Consider the following 22,677-nt stretch of genomic DNA (forward strand, 5'->3'; position numbering starts at 1 on the left):
TTATAAACTTTTTTAGAAATATAAAAAAATTTTTTTTTTAGTTTTTTTATTTATTTTTTTTTCTGAAGTATCTGCAAAATCTATTTTAACAATCTATTCATGTAATTCTTTTACTAACAATTTTGGCCCAGGTTTGGAAATTAAGGAAAAATTTGAACAAAAATATAAATGTAAAATAAATTATATTTCGTTAAAAGATAGTTTCGCTATATTAAATAGATTAAGGTTAGAAGGTAAAAACAATACAGCTGATATTGTTATTGGATTAGATCAAAATCTAATGAAATTAGCGGAAAAAACAGGTTTGTTTATGAAACATGATGTTGATATAAAAAAAATAAACTTACCAATACTTTGGAACAATCCTATATTTATGCCTTTTGAGTACGGATGTATCACATTTATTTATGATAAAAACAAACTCAAAACTCCACCAAAAAGTCTCAAAGATTTAGTAGAAAATAAAAAAATTGGAAATATTATTTATGAAAATCCTCGTACAAGTTCTTTAGGATTTAGTTTTGTTTATTGGATTAAAAAAATTTATGCTCATGATTCAATTAACGTTTGGAAAAAATTATCAAAAAAAACAATTACCATTACAAGAACTTGGAGCGATGCTTATGTTTTATTTTTAAAAGGAGAAGCTGATTTAGTACTTAGTTATACAACTTCCCCAATATATCATATTATGAAAGAAAATAAAAAAAACTATGTTGCTTGTATATTTCCTGAAGGTCATGTTTTAAAAGTATCAGTTGTAGCACAATTAAAAAATAGTAAAAATTTACAATTAGCTAAAAAATTTATGAATTTTGTTTTAACACCAGACTTTCAAGAATTTATTCCAAAAAAAAATTGGATGTATCCAATAATTCAAAAAAAACTACCAAAATCTTATAAAGAAATCATTTTTCCTAAAAACATATTAAATTTAGATGAAATATTAATAGAAAAAAATCGATTAAAATGGATTAAAGAATGGCAGGAAGCAATCAACAATTAAAAAACAATAAAAATTTAATTATTATACCTGGAATAATGATATCTTTTCTTTTATATACTATTATAATGTCAGTTTTTTTTGTATTAAGAAAAATTTCTCATTTAGAAGAAAACAACCAAAAGTGGATTGATATTTTATTACACGATAAATATTTACATCATGTAGTGTTTTTTTCTTTTTGGCAAGCTATATTATCTGCTTTTTTATCTATAATATTAGCTATAATGTTAGCTCAAGCTTTACATAGAAGAAAATTTTTAGGACGTCAACTTTTATTACAAATTTTTAGTATTAATTTAGTCATACCTATTTTAGTTATTATAATAGGTATAGTTTCGATTTATGGTCATAACGGATGGCTTGCAAAAATTTGTACGTATTTTCATATTTCTTATAATTTTTCTTTATATGGTATTAAAGGAATTTTAATCACACATATTTTTTTAAACTTACCACTTGCTACTCGTTTGTTTTTACAAAATTTGGAAAATATTTCTGAAAAATATTGCCAATTATCTTCGCAACTAAATATATATGGTTGGAATAGATTTCAATTAATAGAGTGGCCTTTTTTAAGAAATCAAATAATACCTATTTTTACGCTTATTTTTATTTTATGTTTTTCCACTTTTACTATAGCCTTGATATTAGGAGGTGGACCTAAATCAACTACTATTGAAGTGCTCATTTATGAATCATTAAATTTTAATTTTAATCCAAGTTATGCTGCATTATTATCTTGTATTCAATTCTTTATTTGTCTAATATTTTTACTAATCAATGAACGCTTTAAAAACCTCCAAATTATAACTTCGATAAAATATGCTTCTAATTTTTCAAATTATACACAAGATTCTTTTGTTTTAAAATTAGTAGATATGATCATAATCATGATTGCTATGTTTTTTTTCTTACCTCCTTTATTTACGATAGTTTATTACGGTATACAAGAAAATATAATTTCTATCTTGAAAAACCATAACTTTTTAAATGCTGTTTATTCATCCATCAAAATTTCATTAACATCAAGTATTTTTGCTTTAATTTTTTCCATAATGTTATTATGGACTATTCGTGAATTAAATGTATACTTTTCTAAAGTAAAAGCGCAAATATTAAGAATAAGTGGAATTTTAATTTTAACTATACCAAGTAATGTTTTATCTATAACTTTTTTTCTTTTATTTCATAACTTTTTTGATAATACAAAATATTTAATTAATAATTTATTTATTTTTAATAATACTTTACTTGTTATGCCTTATATAATAAAAATTTTAGAACATCCAATGTTTATTTTTAACAAAAAATATAATAATCTTTGTCAATCTTTAAATATTTCTGGTATTAATCGATTTATCTTTGTAGAATTTCGTTTTTTAAAAGAAAAAATAGCATATGCTTTAGCTTTTTCTTGTATTCTTTCAATCGGAGATTTTGGAATTCTTGGTTTATTTAAAAATGATAATATATGCACATTGCCAATATATCTTTATGAACAAATGAATAATTACAATTATAAAGATGCAAATGTAATATCTTTTTTTATTTTATTTTTTTGTTTGTTATTATTTTATTTTATTGAGAATATTTTATTTAAAAATGTTAAAATTAATTGATATAAAGTATCGGCATGCTAACACAATTTTTAATTTTTCTTTTACAGCTAAAAAAGGAGAAAAAATCATTGTAATAGGCCCTAGTGGTTCTGGTAAAACTACACTTTTAAACTTAATATCTGGTTTTTTTCAACCTATACAAGGAAAAATTTTTATTAATAATTATGATTATACTAAAATTTATTCAAATCAACGACCAGTTTCAATGTTATTTCAAGAAAATAATCTTTTTATGCATTTAACTGTTTATGAAAATATAGGATTAGCTTTAAATTCTAGATTAAAACTAAATGATTTAGAAAAAAAAAAAATAAAAAAAATAGCAGAAAAGATGAAAATTATTGATTTAATGCAATTTTTTCCTTATCAATTATCAGGAGGACAACAACAACGTGTTGCATTAAGTCGTTGTTTATTGCAAAAAAGACCAGTATTACTATTAGATGAACCATTTTCAAGTTTAGATTTTTTTTTAAGACAAGAAATTATCAAGTTGATCGATACAATTTGTAACGAATATAATATCACTTTACTAAATATTACTCATCATCTTGATGATTTTAAGAATCTTTCATTAAGAAGTATATTAATAGACAAAGGAAAAATTGTATTTGATGGCTTAATTAATCAAGCAATAAAAAAATTTGAAAATTTTTATAAGTAAAAACTATTCAATATTTTAATTAATTGAAAAAAAATATTTAAAATTATGCATATATCTAAATTCTTTTTTGATCTTCCTACTAAACTAATTGCACGTTTTCCACAAAAAAAAAGAAGTAGTTGTCGATTACTTATACTAAATAAAATCAGTGGTAAAATAACTCATACGAAATTTTACGATATTGTAAACAAAATTAATGAAGGAGATTTATTAATTTTTAATGATACCAAAGTAATTCCTGCTAGAATATATGGACATAAAAATACTGGAGGAAAAATAGAAATTTTAGTAGAACGTATTTTAGACAACAAAAATATTTTAGTACATATTTATTCAAAACGTCCATTATCATTAGGTTCAAAGATATTTTTACAAAAAAGAAAGAATTCTACTCAATATATAGAAGCAATTATTATAAAAATTATTAAAAATGAAGCAATTATTAGTTTTAGTAAAAATAATTTTAATACACTTGATATTCTTTATGAAGTAGGTCATATTCCATTGCCTCCATATATAAAACGTATTGATGAAAAAATAGATTACGAATATTATCAAACAATATATGGAAAAAATATTGGTTCAATTGCAGCGCATACTGCAGGTTTACATTTTGATCAAGAATTATTAAAAAAAATTAAAAAAAAGAATATAGAAACAGCATTTATAACTTTACATATCGGGATTGGTACATTTAAAAGTATCAGAAAAACGAATATAAAATATCATACTATGCATGATGAATACTTAAATATTTCACAAGAAACAATTAATGCAATTTTATCTTGTAAAGCTAGAGGTAATAAAATAATAGCAGTAGGTACTAGTACAGTTAGAGCATTAGAAAGTATAGCTATAAACAACAATCAAAATTTTGTTCCATACTCTGGTAAAACAAATATATTTATATATCCAGGATGGAAATATAGAGTTATTGATGCGTTAATTACGAATTTTCATTTGCCTAAATCTACTTTAATTATCTTAGTTTCAGCTTTTGTTGGACGTCAACTGCTCATGAGAACTTATCAGGAAGCAATTAAAAAAAAGTATCTCTTTTTTAGTTATGGCGATGCAATGTTTATTAGTAATGATCCTCACATTTAAACATTAAATTTTTAGGAGAAAATATTGAAATTTAAGATTGATGCAATATGTGGAAAAGCGCGTTGCGGTCGTCTTATTATCAATAACAACGTTATTGACACGCCTACTTTTATGCCAGTGGGAACATATGGAACGATAAAAAGTCTCTCCATAGATGAGATTACTAATACTGGTTCACAAATAATATTATGTAATGCTTTACATTTATTTTTAAGACCAGGAACAAAAATTATAAAATCTTATAATGGTTTACATAATTTTATTCAGTGGAAAAAACCAATTCTTACAGATTCTGGAGGTTTTCAAGTTTTTAGCTTAAAAAAATTTAGAAGAATTAACGAAAAAGGAGTAAAGTTTAAAAGTCCAATTAATGGTGAATATTTTTTCTTAAATCCAGAAAAATCGATATCAATCCAAAATGATCTTGGATCTGATATTTTTATGATTTTTGATGAATGTACATCATATCCTGTTACTTGGAAAGATGCTAAAAAATCAATGGAAAGATCTTTAAAATGGGCTGAAAGAAGTAAAATATGTTTTCAAACCATTACAACAAAGAAAAAACTTTTATTTGGTATTATTCAAGGTAGTATCTATAAAGATTTGCGTCTTTTTTCTTTAAAAGAATTATTAGATATAAACTTTGATGGTTACGCTATTGGTGGTTTATCAGTAGGAGAACCAAAAAAAGATATAAATAACATTCTATCATATATTTGTTCTAAAATTCCTTCTAAAAAACCTCGTTATCTTATGGGTATTGGAAAACCGGAAGATATTATTACAGCAGTATTAAATGGTGTCGATATGTTTGATTGTGTCATTCCTACAAGGAATGCAAGAAATGGGTATTTGTTTACAAATAAAAAAATTATAAAAATCAGGAATACGAAATACAAAACTGATCTACGTCCATTAGATTATGAATGTTTATGTTATACATGCCAAAATTATAGTAGAGGATATTTGCATCATTTAGACAAATGTAATGAAACTCTAGGTATGAGATTAAATACTATTCATAATCTTCATTATTATCAGTTTTTTATGAGAAATATAAGAATGGCTATTATAAATAACAATCTTGAGAAATTTATTAATGATTTCTATATAAAAAATAATATATTAAGATAACAAATGGTGAAATATATAATATAGGAATAAAAAAATGTCAAATATACACTCTACTGATCAGAGTAATCCTTATTCTTTAATATTAATATTAATATTATTTGGTGTTACTTTTTATTTTGTTGTTTTTTTACCTCAAAAAAAACGTTTAAACGAACAAAAAAAAGTTATAGATTCGATTGTTGAAGGAGATGAAATTATTACTACTAGTGGTTTATTAGGACGTGTAGTAAACATCAAAAAAACTGGATATATTAGTATTGCTTTAAACGAAAAAACAGAAGTTGTTATTAAACGTGACTTTATTGCTTCTATTTTGCCTAAAGGCACCATTAATGAATTATAATTTGTTATAGGTTGGAATTTTTGTGTCAAATCGTTATCCTTTTTGGAAATATTGTTTATTTATTATTATCATAATTATAGGTTCTTTATATGCTTTACCAAACATTTATGGAGAAAGTCCAGCTATTCAAATTACTTTAACTCACTATAAACCGTTTACTAAAAATACTTTAAATCAAATACATAATGTTTTAAAAAAAGAAAAAATTTCAGCTCAAAAACTGATATTAGATAATAAAAGTTTTTTTATATTTTTTAAAAATACAGAAACACAATTAAATTTTTATAATATTTTAAAAAAAAAGCTAGGAAAAAATTATTTAGTTGCCTTAAATTTATATCCTTCTACCCCAAAATGGATGCAGAAAATTGGAGCTCATCCTATGAAACTTGGTTTAGATTTAAGAGGTGGAATTTATTTTTTAATGCAATCAGATGTAGATAAAAATTTTATTAACATACAGAATAATAATATTAAATTAATAAAAAAAACTATTAATTTAAACAAAATTCATTATAAAAAAATAGAAAAAATATCAAATAAAAAAATAAAAATTTATTTATATGATGAAAAAGATAGCAAAAAATTATTAAAAAATCTTCAATTGCTAAATAAAAATTTTTTTATTTCAGTTTTTAAAAAAAACATTTATGTACAAATGAAAGATGAATTTGTTCATAAAACTATTATAGAAATAACAAAAAAAAATATCGGTATTCTTCGTAATCGTTTAAATCAATTAGGATTATCAGAAATTTTAATTTATCAACAAGGTTTTGACAAAATTGTTGTTGAAATTCCAGGCATACAAGATGCTACACACGCAAAAGAAATTATTAGTCTTACTGCTATGATAGAGTTACATGTAGTTGAAACAGATATTCTAAAATATAGTCAAGATTATGAAAAAACGTTAGAAGTAAAAAGTACAAGAGACGGTCAAAAATATTTATTAAAAAAAAATGTAATATTATCAGGTAACCATATTATTAATTCAAATGTTAGCATTGATGAATATAATAAACCTCAAGTAGATATTATGCTTGATGATCAAGGTGGTAATCTTATGTTTAATTTTAGTAAAAAAAACATTGGAAAGTTAATAGCTACTCTTTTAATTGAATATTATGAAACAGGAAAAAAAGACATTCATGGAGATAAAGTCCTTCAAAAAAAGGAAGAAATAATTAATATCGCAAAAATTCAATCAGTATTGAACAATAATTTTCGTATTAGTGGAATTAAAAATATTGATGAAGCACGTCAGTTATCGTTATTATTACGTTCAGGTGCTCTGATTGCTCCATTACGAATACTTGAAGAACGTATAATTGGACCAATTATGGGTAAAAAAAATATCACTCAAGGAATTAAATCATGTATATGGAGTGTAATTGCTGCTAGTTGTTTTATGATTATTTTTTATAAAAAATTTGGTCTTATTGCAGTATTTTCTTTATTTATTAACTTAATCTTAATTACAGGACTTATGTCATTAATTCCTAATATTACATTAACTATGCCTGGTATAGCTGGTATAGTACTAACTATTGCTATAGCAGTAGATGCTAATGTATTAATTAATGAAAGAATTAAAGAAGAATTAATTAATAATAATTCAATACAATTATCTATTTTTTATGGATATAAAAATGCATTATCTAGTATATTAGATGCTAATTTTAGTACATTAATAACTACAATAGTTCTTTATATCTTTGGTACTGGTGCAATTAAAGGATTTGCAATTACCACTGCAATTGGTATTTTTACTTCAATGTTTTCATCAATTTTTATAACTCGTGGAATAGTTAATTTATTATATGGTCACAAGAATATTAAAAAACTTTCCATTTAGGAAAAATTTTCATGAATGTACTATTAACTAGTAAAACAGAACAAAAAACAAAAATTTATGATTTTATGCGTTGGAATTATTTTGCTTTTTTTGTTTCGGTAATTTTATGTATTATTTCTATTCTTGTAATTTATAATAAAAATTTTAATCTAGGAATTGATTTTACTGGAGGAAAAATTGTTGAAATTCAATTAGAAAAACCAATAAATTTAACTATTTTGAAAAAATCATTACAAAAATCTGGACTTTATAAAGTAAACTTACAAAAATTTGACAGTGATCTTAATATAAAAATACAATTTTATTTAAATAAAAATGCTGATGATACATTGACTATTAAAAATATACTAAATAATATTTATTTACAAAAAAAACAAAAAGTCATTATTACTCGAACTGAATCGATTGGTCCTGGTGCAGGTGCAGATTTATTTTTAAAGGGAATAACAGCTTTTTTTGCTGCTTTATTTTCTATTTTTATATACGTTACTTTTCGCTTTGAATGGAGATTAGCATTAAGTACAATTATAGCATTAATACATGATATAATTATTACTATTGGATTTTTATCATTATTTTCTATTGAAATAAATTTAACAAGTATTGCGTCACTAATATCAGTTATTGGTTATTCTTTAAATGACAGCATTGTTTCTTCTGATCGTATTAGAGAAAATTTTAATAAAATTAAAAATATTAGTTCTTATGAAATAATAAATTTATCATTAACACAAACTTTAAAAAGAACTCTTATGACTGCCGCAATAATTTTAATCGCCATTATAATACTTGCTATTTTTGGAGGAGAATTTTTGAAAAGTTTTTCTTTAACAATGTTAATTGGTGTTTCGATAGGAACCCTTTCATCTTTTTATATCACTTCTGCTTTAGCGTTAGTATTTGGTATCAATAATAAAATTTTAACAAAATAAAATAAATAAAACATGTTAATCATATAAAATAATTGGTATTAAAATTAATACTCATGTTATTTATATTTAAGGATATATTATAATGGACGATTTTTATATGAATCGTGCTTTACAATTAGCATATCGCGGTATTTTTACAACAGATCCTAATCCTAATGTCGGTTGTGTAATTGTAAAAAATAATCATATTGTAGGAGAGGGATGGCATAGAAAAGCAGGTGATATGCATGCAGAAATATATGCTTTAATAAATGCTGGAAAAAATTCATTAAATGCTACAGCATACATTACACTTGAACCTTGCAATCATTTTGGAAAAACCCCCCCATGTTGTATAGAGTTAATAAAAAGTGGTATTAATCGTGTAGTTATTGCTACTAAAGATCCAAATCCTTTAGTATCTGGAAAAAGCTTAACTTATCTTCAAAAACATGGCATTCAAACTAAAGTTGGTACTATGGCTAACGAAGCTAAAAAAATCAATTGTGGTTTTTTTAAAAGAATGAAAACAGGTTTTCCTTGGATACAAATAAAGATGGCATCATCTATTGATGGTAGAACTTCTTTATTATCAGAAAAAAAATGTTGGATTACAGATTCATTTTCAAGAAGTGATGTTCAAAAATTTAGAGCACAAAGTTCGGCTATTCTTAGTAGCAGTGCAACTGTGATGATAGATAATCCATCTCTTAATGTGAGATGGAATGAATTGGATACGAACACAAAAGTGATTTTAAAAAAAGAAGATGTTCGTCAACCTATCATTATCATTATTGATAGCAAAAATAAAGTAACATCACAATATAAAATAATAAATCAATCGTCTAATAATATTTGGTTTATAAGAAAAAATATTAAACGAGAATTTCTTTCTTTAAAGAAAATAAAACAAATTCTTGTTCCAACAAAGAATGAAAATATTGATTTGTTAAAAATGTTTCTAATATTAGGAAAAAAACAAATAAATAAAATTTTAGTAGAATCTGGACCAAAACTAGCAGGTGCTTTAATTAAACAAAAATTAGCAGATGAAATAATTTTATATATGTCACCTAAAATTTTTGGTCATGAAAATAAGGAATTATTTTATATTCCTAAGTTACATAAATTATCTGAAGCATTAGAATATAAATTTACTGATATTCAAGTATTAGGAAATGATTTACGTTTAATATTAACACCAAAAAAAAATATTTAAATTTAATATAAGGTTGCTATTATGAAAACTATCCATGCTGATTTATATAATTCTGATTCAAAGATTGCAATTATTGTATCAAAATTCAATAAACATATAAATAATAACTTGTTAGAGGGAGCTATTCATGCATTACAAAAAATAGGTCAAATAAAAGATGAAAATATTACAATTATCTGGGTACCAGGCTCTTATGAGTTACCTTTAGTTTTAAATATATTATTAAAATATAATAGTAATTTTTCAGCCGTTATTGCTTTAGGAACAATTATTAAAGGTGAAACTGATCATTTTAAGCATATTGCTAGTAGTGTCAGTTCTAGTATTATAGAAATTATGCAAAAAAGAGAAATACCAATTGGTTTTGGAATACTAATTACTAAAAATATGCAACAAGCTCTAGATCGTTCAGGTGGAAAATTTGGTAATAAAGGATATGAGGCAGCAATGACGGTATTAGAAATGATTAATCTTATTAACATAGTTAAAAACTAATAAATATAGAAATATGGAGAGATTATATGAAATATAGTGCAAGACGTCGTGCTAGAGAATATGCTTTACAAGCACTGTATTCATGGCAAATTTCTAAAAACGATATTTATGATATTGAAAATCAATTTTTAAAGAATAAAGACATTAAAAATGTTGATTTAAAATATTGTAAAGATTTAATTATAGGTGTATATAAAAATATCAAATATGTTGACCAGCTAATGATTCCTTATTTATCAAGAAATTTATATAAACTTGATCAAATAGAAAAAGCTATTTTACGCATTGCTTTTTATGAATTGTTTAAAAGAAATGATATTCCATATAAAGTTGCTATTAATGAAGGAATTGAATTAGCAAAAATTTTTGGTGCAAAAGATAGTCATAAATTTATTAATGGAGTTTTAGACAAAGCGGTCCAAAAAGCTAAAATAAGAAATAGTAATCAATATTAAAAAACAAAATTTTTTATTTTTTATTAGATTTTATCCACTCATGTACTGTTTTCCTAATTCCTTTTGCGTTTAATCCATATTCACAAAGAATTTCTTTTTGATTACCATGAGGAATAAACTCATCTGGTATTCCTAAATTTAATACAGAAACCAACTTACGGTTTTTCATGATTAATTCGTTTACTCCACTACCTGCTCCACCGCATATTGTTCCTTCTTCTACAGTCACTAAAAATTCGTGAGTATATGTTAAATCTATTATTAACGATTGATCTAAAGGTTTTACAAATCTCATATCAATTAGCGTAGAATTCATTAATTCAGCGACTACAGAAACTTCTTTGAGAAGCATTCCAAAATTTAAAAAAGCAATTTTTTTTCCTTTCCTTTTTAATAATCCTTTTCCTATAGGTAGTTTTGTAAAGGGTTGTAAAAAATTTCCAGCAATAGCACGACGGGGATATCGTACTGCACAAGGTCCTTGTTTATATTTATAACCAGTGTATAACATACTACGTAATTCGTTCTCATCACTAGGAGTCATAATGATCATATTCGGAATACATCTTAAAAAAGCAATATCAAACGCTCCTTGATGTGTTCGACCATCTTCTCCTACAATTCCACTACGATCAATTGCAAATAAAACTGGGAGTTTTTGTATAGCAACATCATGTATTACTTGATCATAAGCACGTTGTAAAAAAGTTGAATATATAGCAACAATAGGTTTATATCCTCCTATAGCCATACCTGCTGCGAGAGTTACAGCATGTTGTTCAGCAATAGCTACATCAAAGTATTGTCTTGGATAATGATGAGAAAATTTTACCATGCCTGATCCTTCAGACATAGCTGGAGTAATAGCCATTAATTTAGAATCTATACTTGCTATTTCGCATAACCAATCACCAAAAATTTGTGAATAATTTGATGTATTTTGAAATTTCTTAGGAAGAATATCTTTGTTTAAACAGAATTTTGGAACTGCATGCCAAGCAATTGGATCATTTTCTGCAGGAGCATAACCTTTACCTTTTTTAGTTAAAATATGTAAAAATTGTGGACCTTGCATTTCAGATATATTTTTAAATATCTTGATTAACTCTATGACATTATGACCATCAACTGGGCCAATATAATTAAATCCTAATTCTTTAAAAAGAATACTTGGGACAAAATCTTTTTTTAGAGCTTTTATGACATTATTATAATTTTTTTGAGTATGTGACAAATTCACGAATTTTTTTTCAAAAGTTGAATGTTTAATATGAAAAAAATTTTGTAATAACGTATTATTAATTGCTCCTACATTTTTTGAAATAGACATATTATTGTCATTAAGTATAATTAATATATTGGATTGAATATCTCCTATATGGTTAAGTGCTTCAAAAGCTATTCCAGAAGTAAGAGCGCCATCACCAATTACACAAATGGTATGTCTTTTTATTTTTTCAAGTGATGATATGATAGATAATCCTAATCCTATACTAAGCGATGTAGAGGAATGTCCTACACTAGCAACATCAAATTTACTTTCTTCTCTACATGGAAAAGGATGTAATCCTTTTCTTTGACGAATAGTCTTGATCTGTTTTTTTCTTCCCGTTAAAATTTTATGTGGGTAAGCTTGGTGACCAACATCCCAAATCAACAAATCAAACGGTGTATTATAAAAAAAATGAATAGCTACGGTTAGTTCTACTACTCCTAAACCAGATGCAAGATGTCCGCTTGATATGCTAACAGTTTCTAATAAATAATTACGTAAATCTTCACATAAAAATGGTAGATCTTTTTTTTTAAGTAATCTTAACTGTTCAACATTATCAATTTTCGATAGAAAAGTGTGTTCTTTATTTTCTAATAATTTCATAAATTACTCATTTTTAAAATTATTTTTTACGCATAACAATAAAATTTACAATATTTTTCAATAAATTTGTATTAAATGATTGAGATGAAAGTTTCTCTAAAGTTTCAAGAGCTGTTTCATGAAGTATTCTTATTTTTTGATAAGTTTTTTTAATACCAACAAGTTTAGGATACGTAATCTTATTTTTTTTTGTTCCAAATGTATCTTGGTCTTTATCTAAAATATCATCAACTAGTTGAAAAGCTAGACTGATAGAATGTGCATAGGTTTTTAATAATGGCATAACATGATATCTTTTTTCTTCTGCAGATAACATACCTATATTAATTGCTGCATGAATCAGAGCTCCTGTTTTATAAAAATAAATTTTTTCTAAATCAGATATAGTAATTTTTTTTTTTTTTAAAAATAAATCATAAGCTTGACCGTTACACATACCTTTTATTCCGCTTGCTTTTGATAGTTCAGATATCATAGCAATTCTACATTTATTATTAACATCAGGCATGGATTGATCAGATAAAATAGAAAAACTTAGAGATTGTAAGCAATTACCAGCAAGTATTGCTATATTTTCACCGTATTTTGCATGACAAGTTAATTTTCCACGTCTAAATTTATCATTATCCATGGAAGGAAGATCGTCATGAATTAAAGAGTAAGTATGCATACATTCAATTGCTGCTGCTGGAATATCTAAATTATGTATTTTAACTTTTAACATTTCTCCTATAGCGTATACTAATAAAGGCCGAATACGTTTACCTCCAGGAAATAGTTGATTTTTAATAGCATGTGATAAAATATTTTTTTTAGAAAAAAAAGGAGCAAGAAAATTTTTTAATGCTTGATTAATGCGTTTTTTATATATTACAAAAAAGTTATTAAAATTCATTAATGATTCTCATTTAAAATTATATCTATAAAAATATTTATGTTTTTTAGTTTTTTAAATTTTTCAAAATTGTTTTTTTAGTTTTTTTTTCATTTGTTATATTAGTGTTTGCTTTAATATAAATATAATTTTCTTTTAAATCAATAAAATATGATAATATACCCGGAGATTTTTTCAGTCTTTTTTTAACTATTTCTTCATTATTAACTAAATCTTTAAAAAAAATACGAAAATTTTTACAAGTAGGAGGTTCATGAATTTTTAAGCTTAACAGTATCCATAAAAACCCAAAAATTATATTAAATAAAAAAACTGTTTTGAAATCAAAATGTTGAAACAAAAATCCACCTATACTTCCTCCCATGGCACTTCCTAAAAATTGACTAGTTGTATATATACCCATTGAAGTACCTTTATATCCAACAGGAGATTCTTTTGTAATTAAAGAAGGTAAAATAACCTCTATGAGGTTAAATGATAAAAAAAACAGTTGTATACCTATAATTATTATCCAAAAATTTTGATTAAGTTTCCATAAAATTATTTCTGATAAAGTAATTAAAATTACTCCAAAAACAAAAATCTTTTTAATTTTTTGTTTTTTTTCAGCATACGTTAATAAAGGAAACATCAGAAAAAAACTAACAATTATTGTTACAAAATAAACTTGCCAATGTCTACTATTTGGAAAATTAAATAATTCTAATTGTATAGGTAATGCAATAAAATTTGAAACAAGAAACATGTGTAATAAAAAAATACTGATATTAATTTTTAACAAATCTTTATTAAAAAAGACAGAAAGTAAGCTCTTTTTTACAATTATAGTATTGCGATTAAAAGTATAAATTTTAGTATTTGGAATGAGAAAAATTGTTATTAATATTCCTAAAACGGAAAAAATTATAATTAAAAAAAAGATCCCGTTTAAACCTAAAATAGAAGCTAAAATCGGACCTAAAATCATTGCAATAATAAAATTTATTCCAAAACTTATACCTAAAAATATCATTGATTTAGTATAATTTTGTTCACTGACTAAATCAGATAATAATGCAATAGAAACTGATGATATTGCTCCTGATCCCTGTAAAGCTCTTGCAATAATAACTCCACATATTGATTTAGATAAAAATCCTATTATACTGCCAAAAGTCAAAATTAATAAACCTATTATAATTATAGGTTTTCTTCCTATTTTATCAGATAATAAACCAAAAGGAATTTGAAAAATTGCTTGTGTAAAACCATATATTCCAATTGCTAAACCTACTAAAAATTTATTTGAATGAGGTAATAATAATCCATAAGTTGTTAAAATTGGTAATAACATAAACATACCTAACATTCTTAATGAAAGAAGTAAACATAGCCCCCATATCGAACGTAATTCTTTATATGTCATTTTTTTATACTTATATATTAAGGATATTTTTTATTTCGTTTACAATAAAACAAACATTAAAGATCTTTATAATTCTTTTATAATGTTTAATTCAAACAATATTTTTTGAAGAACATCAAAAGGATTTTTTGAATTTGTAATTGATCTTCCTATAACCATATAATCTACACCTATATTTTTAGCTTCTAAAGGAGTTGTAACATAACAATGATCATTTTTTTGATCACCTGATAAACGTATACCTGGTACTACTATCTTAAAATTTTTACCTAAATCTTTTTTCAAACTTTTTACTTGATTTGCAGAGCAAATTATGCCATTTAAACCACATTCCTGTGCTAAAACTGCAAGTTTTTTAACATATTGATCTAATGATAATTGAATTCCAATAAATTTTAAATCATTCTGACTAATACTAGTTAATATTGTTACTGCAGTTAATAAAGGAGCATCCTTTCCGAATTTCATGATAGCTTTTGATGCTGAAATCATCATATTTATCCCTCCTATTGCGTGTATATTAACCATCCATATGCCTAATTCTGCAGCAGCTGTAACTGCTCGAGCAACAGTATTTGGAATATCATGAAATTTTAAATCAAGAAAAATTTGAAATCCTTTTTTTTGAAGATTTTTTATTAATGAAGGTCCAAAACGTGTAAAAACTTCTTTTCCTATTTTTAATCGACAATATTGTGGATCAATTTTATCTACAAAATCTAACATTTCGTTTAAATTAGAATAATCTAGTGCAATTAATATAGGAGAAGAATTATTTATTGTTGTAGTAAACATTTTTTAAAGTCATAATCAAAAAATTTAATAAAATATTAATAAATAATATTTTAGATTAATTTTGTATGAAATGTTTATATATTTTGAACAAAATTTAAAATTTTTACGAAAGTTATTTTTTTTAAATAAATTTTTGTTTTTTTTTAAAAACAAAGAAACTCTAATAGTTTAAAATTATTATAGTTTTTATAAAAATAAAAGTATATATTATGTCGAATTATTAAATATGAAAAATGGTTATATAACTAGTTCAGTTATCTAATATTACGACATAAAAATAATTACTATTAAAAGTAATATATATATTTTATAAAATATAATTAATATTTTTGTTTTCAGTCTTCTTTTAACAAAAATTTGTTATCAATAAACATTATTAGTTTTATAGCTATTAGAACTAATAAAAAAGCTATTATAATAGATACAATAACATCCCATGGCCAATGCATACCAAGTAAAATTCGACTAATGATAATGGTGTTTGTCCAACAGAATAAATAAATTATAGTTTTAATGTATTTTTTCTTTGAAAATAATTCTATAAAAAATAAAAACCAAATTGTAGAAAAAATAGCATGTCCAGAAGGAAAAGAAAAATCGTTCTTTAACATTGATTGATGTTTTAACCAATAAGGTAATTTTTTATCAAAAATAGATATCTTATTTTTAATGTTAATAGTTTTTTTTTCTAAAAATTTATTTTTTTTTATAAAATTTTGTTTTTCTTTGATCCAAAATGTATAAGGTCTAGGTTCTTTAACTGTATTTTTAATCCAATATTTAATATATTGCCCAATAAAAATTGTTAAATTTATAACTACTATAATGAGTATTGCACGCTTGATAGAAAAACGTAAAAAATATACAATTAACACACTAAAAATTAGATGCATAAAAAAAAGAATTTTTAAGGATGTTATTTCAGTTAAAAAAAAAATGTTATTAATATAATTTGATTTATATTTAACTTCCATTGCCATCCAGATAACCAAAAAATTGTTGGAATAATTAGAAGTAAAAAAGAATTGAAAGTAAGACGTTGAATTGTTTTCAAAATTTTTTTTTCCTTTATTCTAATGATTTTTTTATGTATTTCGTAAAGTAATTTTCGTGTTTTATGGATCTCCTCTTTATCCAATTAATTTAGATAAATTATTAATATACATTATTATTGCTATAATAATAAATGTTTGTTTAATTTTATAAAAAACTGTGGAAATTATCATGCAAATTAAACAAGTAACACAAGCTAAATTACCGACCCCATGGGGAGAATTTTTAATTTTAGGTTTTGAAGAATTTACAACAGGACATGGTCATGTTGCATTAATCTATAATGATGTTAGCGAAAATCGTCCAGTGTTAGCCCGTATTCATTCTGAATGTTTAACAGGAGATGCATTATTTAGTTTACGTTGTGACTGTGGCTTCCAATTAGAAGCGGCTTTAACAGCTATTGCCGATGAAGGAAGTGGTGTACTTCTTTATCATCGGCAAGAAGGACGTAATATAGGATTATTAAATAAAATTCGTGCTTATGCTCTACAAGATCAAGGATACGATACTGTTGAAGCTAATCATCAGTTAGGTTTTGCTACTGATGAACGTGATTTTACAGTATGTGCTGATATGTTTAAACTTTTAGGAATAAATGAAATTCGTTTACTCACTAATAACCCACAAAAAGTTGAAATATTACTTGAAGCAGGAATCAATGTTATTGAACGTGTTCCATTAATTGTAGGACGCAATTCTAAAAATTCTCGTTATCTTGATACTAAAGCTATAAAAATGGGTCATTTGTTACCATCATAAGTTTTTATTTTCAAATGTATTATTATAAAAATGAAAATTTTTAACATAGTAGTTATTTGCGTGAAAGAACTTTTGTTCTTATTTTAAAGGTAATTTAATTGTTTTAAACATTTCTTCAATTTCTTCATTAGATCGATAAGAAATAGCAGTATCTACAACTTTTCGTGTTAAATGAGAAGCAAATCGTTGAATGAAATCATACATATAACCACGTAAAAACTTGTTTCTACGAAATCCTATTTTTATAGTGCTACTATCAAATATGTTAATACTTTCAATACGTACTAAATCTTTATCATAAACTGGATCAAAAGCCATATCAGCTATTATTCCAACTCCTAATCCAAGACGAACATATGTCTTAATAATATCTGCATCAGTTGCAGTAAATACAATTTTAGGAGTTAATCCTGCACGATTAAAAATTAAATCTAATTCAGAATGTTCATTGTTAAGACCAAACGTACAAATTACTAATGGAAACTTAGCAAGTGCTTCAAGAGATATATTGTTTTTTCCCGATAAAGGATTATCTTGTTTAACAATAATTATTTTATTCCAAGAATAACAAGGTAACATGATTAAATCATTATGATTATAAATTGATTCAGTAGCAATAAAAAAGTCTGCGTTACCTTTAGATACTGCTTCAATAATTTGTGCAGGAGATCCTTGATTAATATGTAATGAAACTTGAGGATAACGTTTAACAAAGTTTTTAATAACATCAGGAAGAGCATATCGAGCTTGAGTGTGTGTTGTAGCAATTGATAAGATACCTTTATCTGGCCAAGTATATTCACTAGAAATTGCTTTTATACCATCAACTTTAGATAATATTTCTCGAGCAATATGAATAATTTCTTTGCCAACTACTGTAATCTTAGTCAGATGTTTTCCACTACGAGAAAAAATTTGCACTCCAAGCTCATCTTCTAACATACGAATCTGCTTACTAATACCTGGTTGTGAAGTATATAGGCCTTCTGCTGTAGAAGATACATTTAAATTATGATTAACTACTTCGACAATATAGCGCAATTGCTGCAATTTCATAATTATTTACCTTAGAAGGCTAAAATATTCATTTTATTTTATAATATACATAAATTTAATAGTCAAATTATTAATTAAATTAATTAGTAATACTAAATAAATTAACAAAGATTTATATAAATGTTGTTTTTTTATTAAAATTTATTTTTCTAAATACTATACTAATAAAAAAGTCAGTTTTTAAATTTATAACTATTTATATATCTTATATATATTTTCATTTTTAATATATATTTATTTTCCCTAAACATATCAAAAATTTAATATTTTTATTTAAAAATATTAAAAAAATTTAATATATGTTACTTCATTTGATTTAAAATTATATAGACTTTATTTATAAAAACTGTTTTTTAGAATATGTTTTAAAAGTTTTGTAAAATTAATAATTTTTTTTATAAACTACTTAAATTACTTTAAACTAATTTAATTAAATTATTATATAATAAAAATATAAAATACAAATTTATTAAATTTTATTAACAAAATTTGTAAAAATTTAATTAAACTAGTTATATAAAGTTAAAAACTTTTAAATATTTTAACAAAAATGAAAAATAATATTCTTTCAATCAAAAATTAATTTTTTTCTAAAAAATTGCTATTTTTTTTTTATTTCATATAAAATATTTATAACACTTTTCAATGTTATAAATAAAACGATCAATCATTCTCTTTCTTTTAAAATAACGAATTTTAATAATATTAAAATCAGATAGTTTACTTAAAATAACATCATCGCTAGTTTTTAATGAATCTACTAGACCTTTTTCAAAAGCTTGTTTTCCGAACCAATATTCACCTGTTGCTACCTCTTCCATATTTAATTGAGGACGCATTTTATAAACAAAATTTTTAAATAGCTGGTGTGTTTGTTCTAAATTTTCAACAAACTTTTTTCGATTAGAATCAGTATTCTCTCCAAACATCGTTAATGTTCTTTTATATTCACCAGCCGTATGTAATTCAATGTCAATGTTATTTCTTTTTAAGAATCGGTGAAAGTTAGGAATTTGAGCGACAACACCAATTGAACCAATAATAGCAAAAGGAGCAGCTATTAAATTATTTGCGACACAGGCCATTAAGTATCCACCACTTGCAGCAATTTTATCAACAGTAATTATTAAATGTAGTTTATTATCACGCAATCTTTGGAGTTGTGAGGCTGCTAATCCATAACCATGTACCACCCCACCTGAACTTTCTAATCTCAACAAAACTTGATCATTTTTTTGAAAAACTGATAATATAGCCGAAATTTCTTTGCGTAAAGATTCTACTTCTTCTGCGTTTATACCTCCTCGAAAATCTAAAACATAAAGTGTTGGTTTTGGTGTTTTTTGTAAGATTTTTTTGTTTTTTTTTGTTTCTTTTTTTATTTTTTTCAAAAAAATTTTTTTTTCATAGATTTCTAATTTTGAAAGTAATAACGATTCTTTTATTTTTTGATATTCTTTATTCAATTGGATTATTTGTAAAGTATCACTTTTTTTACGTTTACGACTTTTAGCATAAATAATCAGAGTTAATATAAATAAAATTGCTATAACTATAGTCATAGTTTTTGCAAGAAATAATCCATAATAAGAAAAAAAATTCATTGAAAAAACCTTTTTGATATTAAAAATAAATGTATTTAATAACTACAAAAACAATATCATATTATATTCATAATGTGTTTTATACAAAAAAATAAAATTTTTATTATGTAATTAAATAAATATATTTTATGAAAAATATATTTAACATATGCGTTAACTAAATTATATTAAATATCAATTAAAAGCTTAATATGAATCTTTATTATATTGAATAAGCATTATTAAAATTTTTATTTTATGTTTATTGGAGAAAAAATGTATAAAAAACCTACATTAAAATTAATTAAAAATCATGTAGTATATAAAAAAAACCCATCTATTTTATTTTATGAATTATGTAAAAAACGTTCGTTTACTTTATTATTAGAATCTGCTGATATTAATAAAAAAAAAGATCTAAAAAGTTTATTAATTATAGATAGCGCAATACGTATTACTGCATTGGATAATAAAGTAAGATTTAAAATATTATCTAAGAATGGAAAGAAATTATTATCATTAATGAAAAATTTAATACCTGATATTATTAAGATTATTTTTTATAAAGATGGATATGAATTAATATTTCCTACAATTAATCATATGCAAGATGAAGATAGCAAATTAAAGTCAATATCTGTGTTTGATGCTTTAAGATTTGTTAATCAAGTAGTAAAATCTTCAAAAGAAGAAAAAATGTCTGTTTTTCTTGGAGGATTTTTTTCTTATAATTTAGTAGATCATTTTGAACCATTATTATATGTTAACTTAAAAAAAAATTGTCCAGATTATTGTTTTTATTTAGCTGAAACTCTGCTAATTATAGATCATCGTAATAAAACTTCTATTCTACAAGCAAGTTTATTTGTACCTTCTCAATCCGAAGAAAAAAGATTAAAAAAGCGTGTAAACGAATTAACGAACATAATAGAAAAATCCAATATATCTCTATATAAAATACCTACTAAAAAAATAAAAAACATGAAATTAAAAGCAATTCCTAATAAAGAAAATTTTTGTAGAATTATTAAAGAGATGCAAAAAGAAATTATTTTAGGAGAAGTTTTTCAAGTGGTTCCATCACAACAATTTTACCTTCCTTGTCCTTCTTCATTAACTGCTTATAATATTTTAAAAAAAAAAAATCCTAGTCCTTACATGTTTTTTATGCAAGATAAAAGTTTTACTCTTTTTGGTGCTTCACCAGAAAGTTCACTAAAGTTTAATTCATCTACGAGAAAAATTGAAATTTATCCTATTGCTGGTACAAGACCGCGTGGTTATTCTATAAATGGATTTATAAATAATGATTTAGATAAACGTATTGAATTAGAAATGAGAATTGATAAAAAGGAATTATCAGAACATTTAATGCTTGTAGATTTAGCTCGTAACGATTTATCAAAGATTTGTATTCCAGGTAGTCGTTTTGTAGAAGAACTACTAAAAGTCGACCGTTATTCTTTTGTTATGCATTTAGTTTCTCGAATTGTTGGAACTTTAAGAAATGATTTAGATGTGTTACATGCATATCGTGCATGTATGAATATGGGTACTTTAACAGGAGCACCTAAAATACGTGCAATGCAATTAATCGCAGAAAAAGAAACAAAAAAGAGAGGGAGCTATGGGGGTGCTATTGGTTATTTAACTTCTATGGGTGATTTAGATACATGTATTATTATACGTTCTGCATATGTAAAAAATGATATTGCAACTATACAAGCAGGAGCAGGTGTAGTAGTAAATTCTAATCCGGAAGATGAAACTAACGAAAGTTTAAATAAAGCTAGAGCTGTTTTATACGCTATTGCAAAAGCTCACTATTGTAAGGATACATTTTAATGTCTGATATATTATTAATCGATAACTTTGACTCTTTTTTATATAATTTAGTTGATCAATTAAAAGTTTTATCATATAGAGTATTTATTTTTCGTAATAACTTTTCTAGTACTTTTTTATTAGAAAAAATAAAATTAATGCATAATCCAATATTAATCATTTCTGCTGGGCCAGGTGTTCCTAAAAAAGCTGGGTGTATATTAGAATTAATAAAAAAATTAAAAGGAATTATTCCAATTTTAGGAATTTGTTTAGGACATCAAGCAATTATTGAAGCTTATGGTGGTGTTATTAAACCAGCTAATGAAATTTTACACGGACAGTCTTCTTTAATCCATCATAATGGGAAAGCAATGTTTCAGGGATTAAAAAATCCTTTATCTGTTGCACGTTATCATTCATTAGTGGGAACTAAAATTCCAAAAACACTTATTGTTAATGCTCAATATAATAATATGGTAATGGGTATTATTAATGAAAAAGATCGAGTTTGTGGCTTTCAATTTCATCCAGAATCTATATTAACAACACAAGGTGAAGAACTATTAAAAAAAACATTAAAATGGATAGTTTTTTAAAAAAAATGAGAA

General features: G+C 24.2%; 21 protein-coding genes. 14 read left to right on the forward strand and 7 right to left on the reverse strand.

Going from position 1 to position 22,677, the window contains the following annotated elements:
* Positions 1-91: 91 nt before the first annotated feature.
* From thiB to nusB, 11 genes are all read left to right on the forward strand, one after another.
* Positions 92-1,006, forward strand: a complete 915-nt coding sequence (gene thiB, locus TGUWTKB_RS02610) for a thiamine ABC transporter substrate binding subunit (protein WP_408605741.1) — start codon at positions 92-94, stop codon at positions 1,004-1,006.
* Positions 982-2,625: a thiamine/thiamine pyrophosphate ABC transporter permease gene (gene thiP, locus TGUWTKB_RS02615; RefSeq protein WP_052459570.1), complete on the forward strand. Its 1,644-nt coding sequence runs from the start codon at positions 982-984 to the stop codon at positions 2,623-2,625. Before thiB ends, thiP begins: the two co-directional genes overlap by 25 nt.
* Complete coding sequence (thiQ, locus tag TGUWTKB_RS02620; RefSeq protein ID WP_041063312.1) at positions 2,609-3,289, forward strand: thiamine ABC transporter ATP-binding protein; 681 nt, start codon at positions 2,609-2,611, stop codon at positions 3,287-3,289. Before thiP ends, thiQ begins: the two co-directional genes overlap by 17 nt.
* Positions 3,290-3,334: 45 nt before the next feature.
* Complete coding sequence (queA, locus tag TGUWTKB_RS02625) at positions 3,335-4,396, forward strand: tRNA preQ1(34) S-adenosylmethionine ribosyltransferase-isomerase QueA (protein ID WP_041063313.1); 1,062 nt, start codon at positions 3,335-3,337, stop codon at positions 4,394-4,396.
* Positions 4,397-4,420: 24 nt separating this feature from the next.
* Positions 4,421-5,533 (forward strand): tRNA guanosine(34) transglycosylase Tgt, encoded by a 1,113-nt coding sequence (gene tgt / locus TGUWTKB_RS02630; protein ID WP_041063314.1) that lies wholly within the window; start codon positions 4,421-4,423, stop codon positions 5,531-5,533.
* 34 nt (positions 5,534-5,567) lie between these two features.
* Positions 5,568-5,876, forward strand: a complete 309-nt coding sequence (gene yajC / locus TGUWTKB_RS02635; RefSeq protein WP_041063315.1) for a preprotein translocase subunit YajC — start codon at positions 5,568-5,570, stop codon at positions 5,874-5,876.
* Positions 5,877-5,898: 22 nt separating this feature from the next.
* Positions 5,899-7,734 carry a protein translocase subunit SecD gene (gene secD / locus TGUWTKB_RS02640; RefSeq protein ID WP_041063316.1) on the forward strand — a complete coding sequence of 612 codons (1,836 nt, stop codon included), beginning with the start codon at positions 5,899-5,901 and terminating at the stop codon, positions 7,732-7,734.
* Between the two features lie 11 nt (positions 7,735-7,745).
* Complete coding sequence (gene secF, locus TGUWTKB_RS02645) at positions 7,746-8,666, forward strand: protein translocase subunit SecF (RefSeq protein ID WP_041063317.1); 921 nt, start codon at positions 7,746-7,748, stop codon at positions 8,664-8,666.
* Between the two features lie 79 nt (positions 8,667-8,745).
* Positions 8,746-9,864 (forward strand): bifunctional diaminohydroxyphosphoribosylaminopyrimidine deaminase/5-amino-6-(5-phosphoribosylamino)uracil reductase RibD, encoded by a 1,119-nt coding sequence (gene ribD, locus TGUWTKB_RS02650; RefSeq protein WP_041063318.1) that lies wholly within the window; start codon positions 8,746-8,748, stop codon positions 9,862-9,864.
* A gap of 21 nt (positions 9,865-9,885) precedes the next feature.
* The gene (gene ribH, locus TGUWTKB_RS02655; protein ID WP_041063319.1) at positions 9,886-10,359 is read left to right on the forward strand and encodes a 6,7-dimethyl-8-ribityllumazine synthase; all 474 of its coding nucleotides are present in this window, start codon (positions 9,886-9,888) and stop codon (positions 10,357-10,359) included.
* 26 nt (positions 10,360-10,385) lie between these two features.
* Positions 10,386-10,814 carry a transcription antitermination factor NusB gene (gene nusB, locus TGUWTKB_RS02660; RefSeq protein ID WP_041063320.1) on the forward strand — a complete coding sequence of 143 codons (429 nt, stop codon included), beginning with the start codon at positions 10,386-10,388 and terminating at the stop codon, positions 10,812-10,814.
* A 13-nt stretch (positions 10,815-10,827) separates the two neighbouring features.
* Here the strand turns inward: nusB and dxs are convergent, their stop codons facing one another.
* The 5 genes from dxs to TGUWTKB_RS02685 form a co-directional block, all read right to left on the reverse strand.
* Positions 10,828-12,693 carry a 1-deoxy-D-xylulose-5-phosphate synthase gene (dxs, locus tag TGUWTKB_RS02665; RefSeq protein ID WP_041063321.1) on the reverse strand — a complete coding sequence of 622 codons (1,866 nt, stop codon included), beginning with the start codon at positions 12,691-12,693 and terminating at the stop codon, positions 10,828-10,830.
* Between the two features lie 19 nt (positions 12,694-12,712).
* Positions 12,713-13,588: a (2E,6E)-farnesyl diphosphate synthase gene (ispA, locus tag TGUWTKB_RS02670; protein WP_041063322.1), complete on the reverse strand. Its 876-nt coding sequence runs from the start codon at positions 13,586-13,588 to the stop codon at positions 12,713-12,715.
* A gap of 46 nt (positions 13,589-13,634) precedes the next feature.
* Positions 13,635-14,993: an MFS transporter gene (locus TGUWTKB_RS02675; RefSeq protein WP_041063323.1), complete on the reverse strand. Its 1,359-nt coding sequence runs from the start codon at positions 14,991-14,993 to the stop codon at positions 13,635-13,637.
* Positions 14,994-15,059: 66 nt separating this feature from the next.
* Entirely contained in the window at positions 15,060-15,788 is a 729-nt protein-coding gene (pyrF, locus tag TGUWTKB_RS02680) for an orotidine-5'-phosphate decarboxylase (protein WP_041063324.1), read from the reverse strand.
* A gap of 335 nt (positions 15,789-16,123) precedes the next feature.
* Positions 16,124-16,768 (reverse strand): phosphatase PAP2 family protein, encoded by a 645-nt coding sequence (locus TGUWTKB_RS02685; protein WP_082018171.1) that lies wholly within the window; start codon positions 16,766-16,768, stop codon positions 16,124-16,126.
* Between the two features lie 244 nt (positions 16,769-17,012).
* Here TGUWTKB_RS02685 and ribA point away from each other — a divergent pair, with 244 nt between their 5' ends.
* Positions 17,013-17,603 carry a GTP cyclohydrolase II gene (gene ribA, locus TGUWTKB_RS02695; RefSeq protein ID WP_041063327.1) on the forward strand — a complete coding sequence of 197 codons (591 nt, stop codon included), beginning with the start codon at positions 17,013-17,015 and terminating at the stop codon, positions 17,601-17,603.
* Positions 17,604-17,681: 78 nt separating this feature from the next.
* Here ribA and cysB read toward each other — a convergent pair whose 3' ends face one another.
* Positions 17,682-18,659 (reverse strand): HTH-type transcriptional regulator CysB, encoded by a 978-nt coding sequence (gene cysB, locus TGUWTKB_RS02700; protein WP_041063328.1) that lies wholly within the window; start codon positions 18,657-18,659, stop codon positions 17,682-17,684.
* Positions 18,660-19,276: 617 nt separating this feature from the next.
* Complete coding sequence (sohB, locus tag TGUWTKB_RS02705) at positions 19,277-20,263, reverse strand: protease SohB (protein WP_041063329.1); 987 nt, start codon at positions 20,261-20,263, stop codon at positions 19,277-19,279.
* Between the two features lie 255 nt (positions 20,264-20,518).
* Between sohB and TGUWTKB_RS02710 the strand changes: the two genes are divergently transcribed.
* Together TGUWTKB_RS02710 and TGUWTKB_RS02715 are read left to right on the forward strand one after the other, a co-directional pair.
* The gene (locus TGUWTKB_RS02710) at positions 20,519-22,087 is read left to right on the forward strand and encodes an anthranilate synthase component 1 (RefSeq protein ID WP_041063641.1); all 1,569 of its coding nucleotides are present in this window, start codon (positions 20,519-20,521) and stop codon (positions 22,085-22,087) included.
* Positions 22,087-22,665 carry an aminodeoxychorismate/anthranilate synthase component II gene (locus TGUWTKB_RS02715; RefSeq protein ID WP_041063330.1) on the forward strand — a complete coding sequence of 193 codons (579 nt, stop codon included), beginning with the start codon at positions 22,087-22,089 and terminating at the stop codon, positions 22,663-22,665. Before TGUWTKB_RS02710 ends, TGUWTKB_RS02715 begins: the two co-directional genes overlap by 1 nt.
* Positions 22,666-22,677: the final 12 nt, after the last annotated feature.

Origin of the sequence: Candidatus Tachikawaea gelatinosa, assembly GCF_000828815.1 — a bacterium.
In the GTDB taxonomy this organism is placed as follows: Bacteria; Pseudomonadota; Gammaproteobacteria; order Enterobacterales; family Enterobacteriaceae; genus Tachikawaea; species Tachikawaea gelatinosa.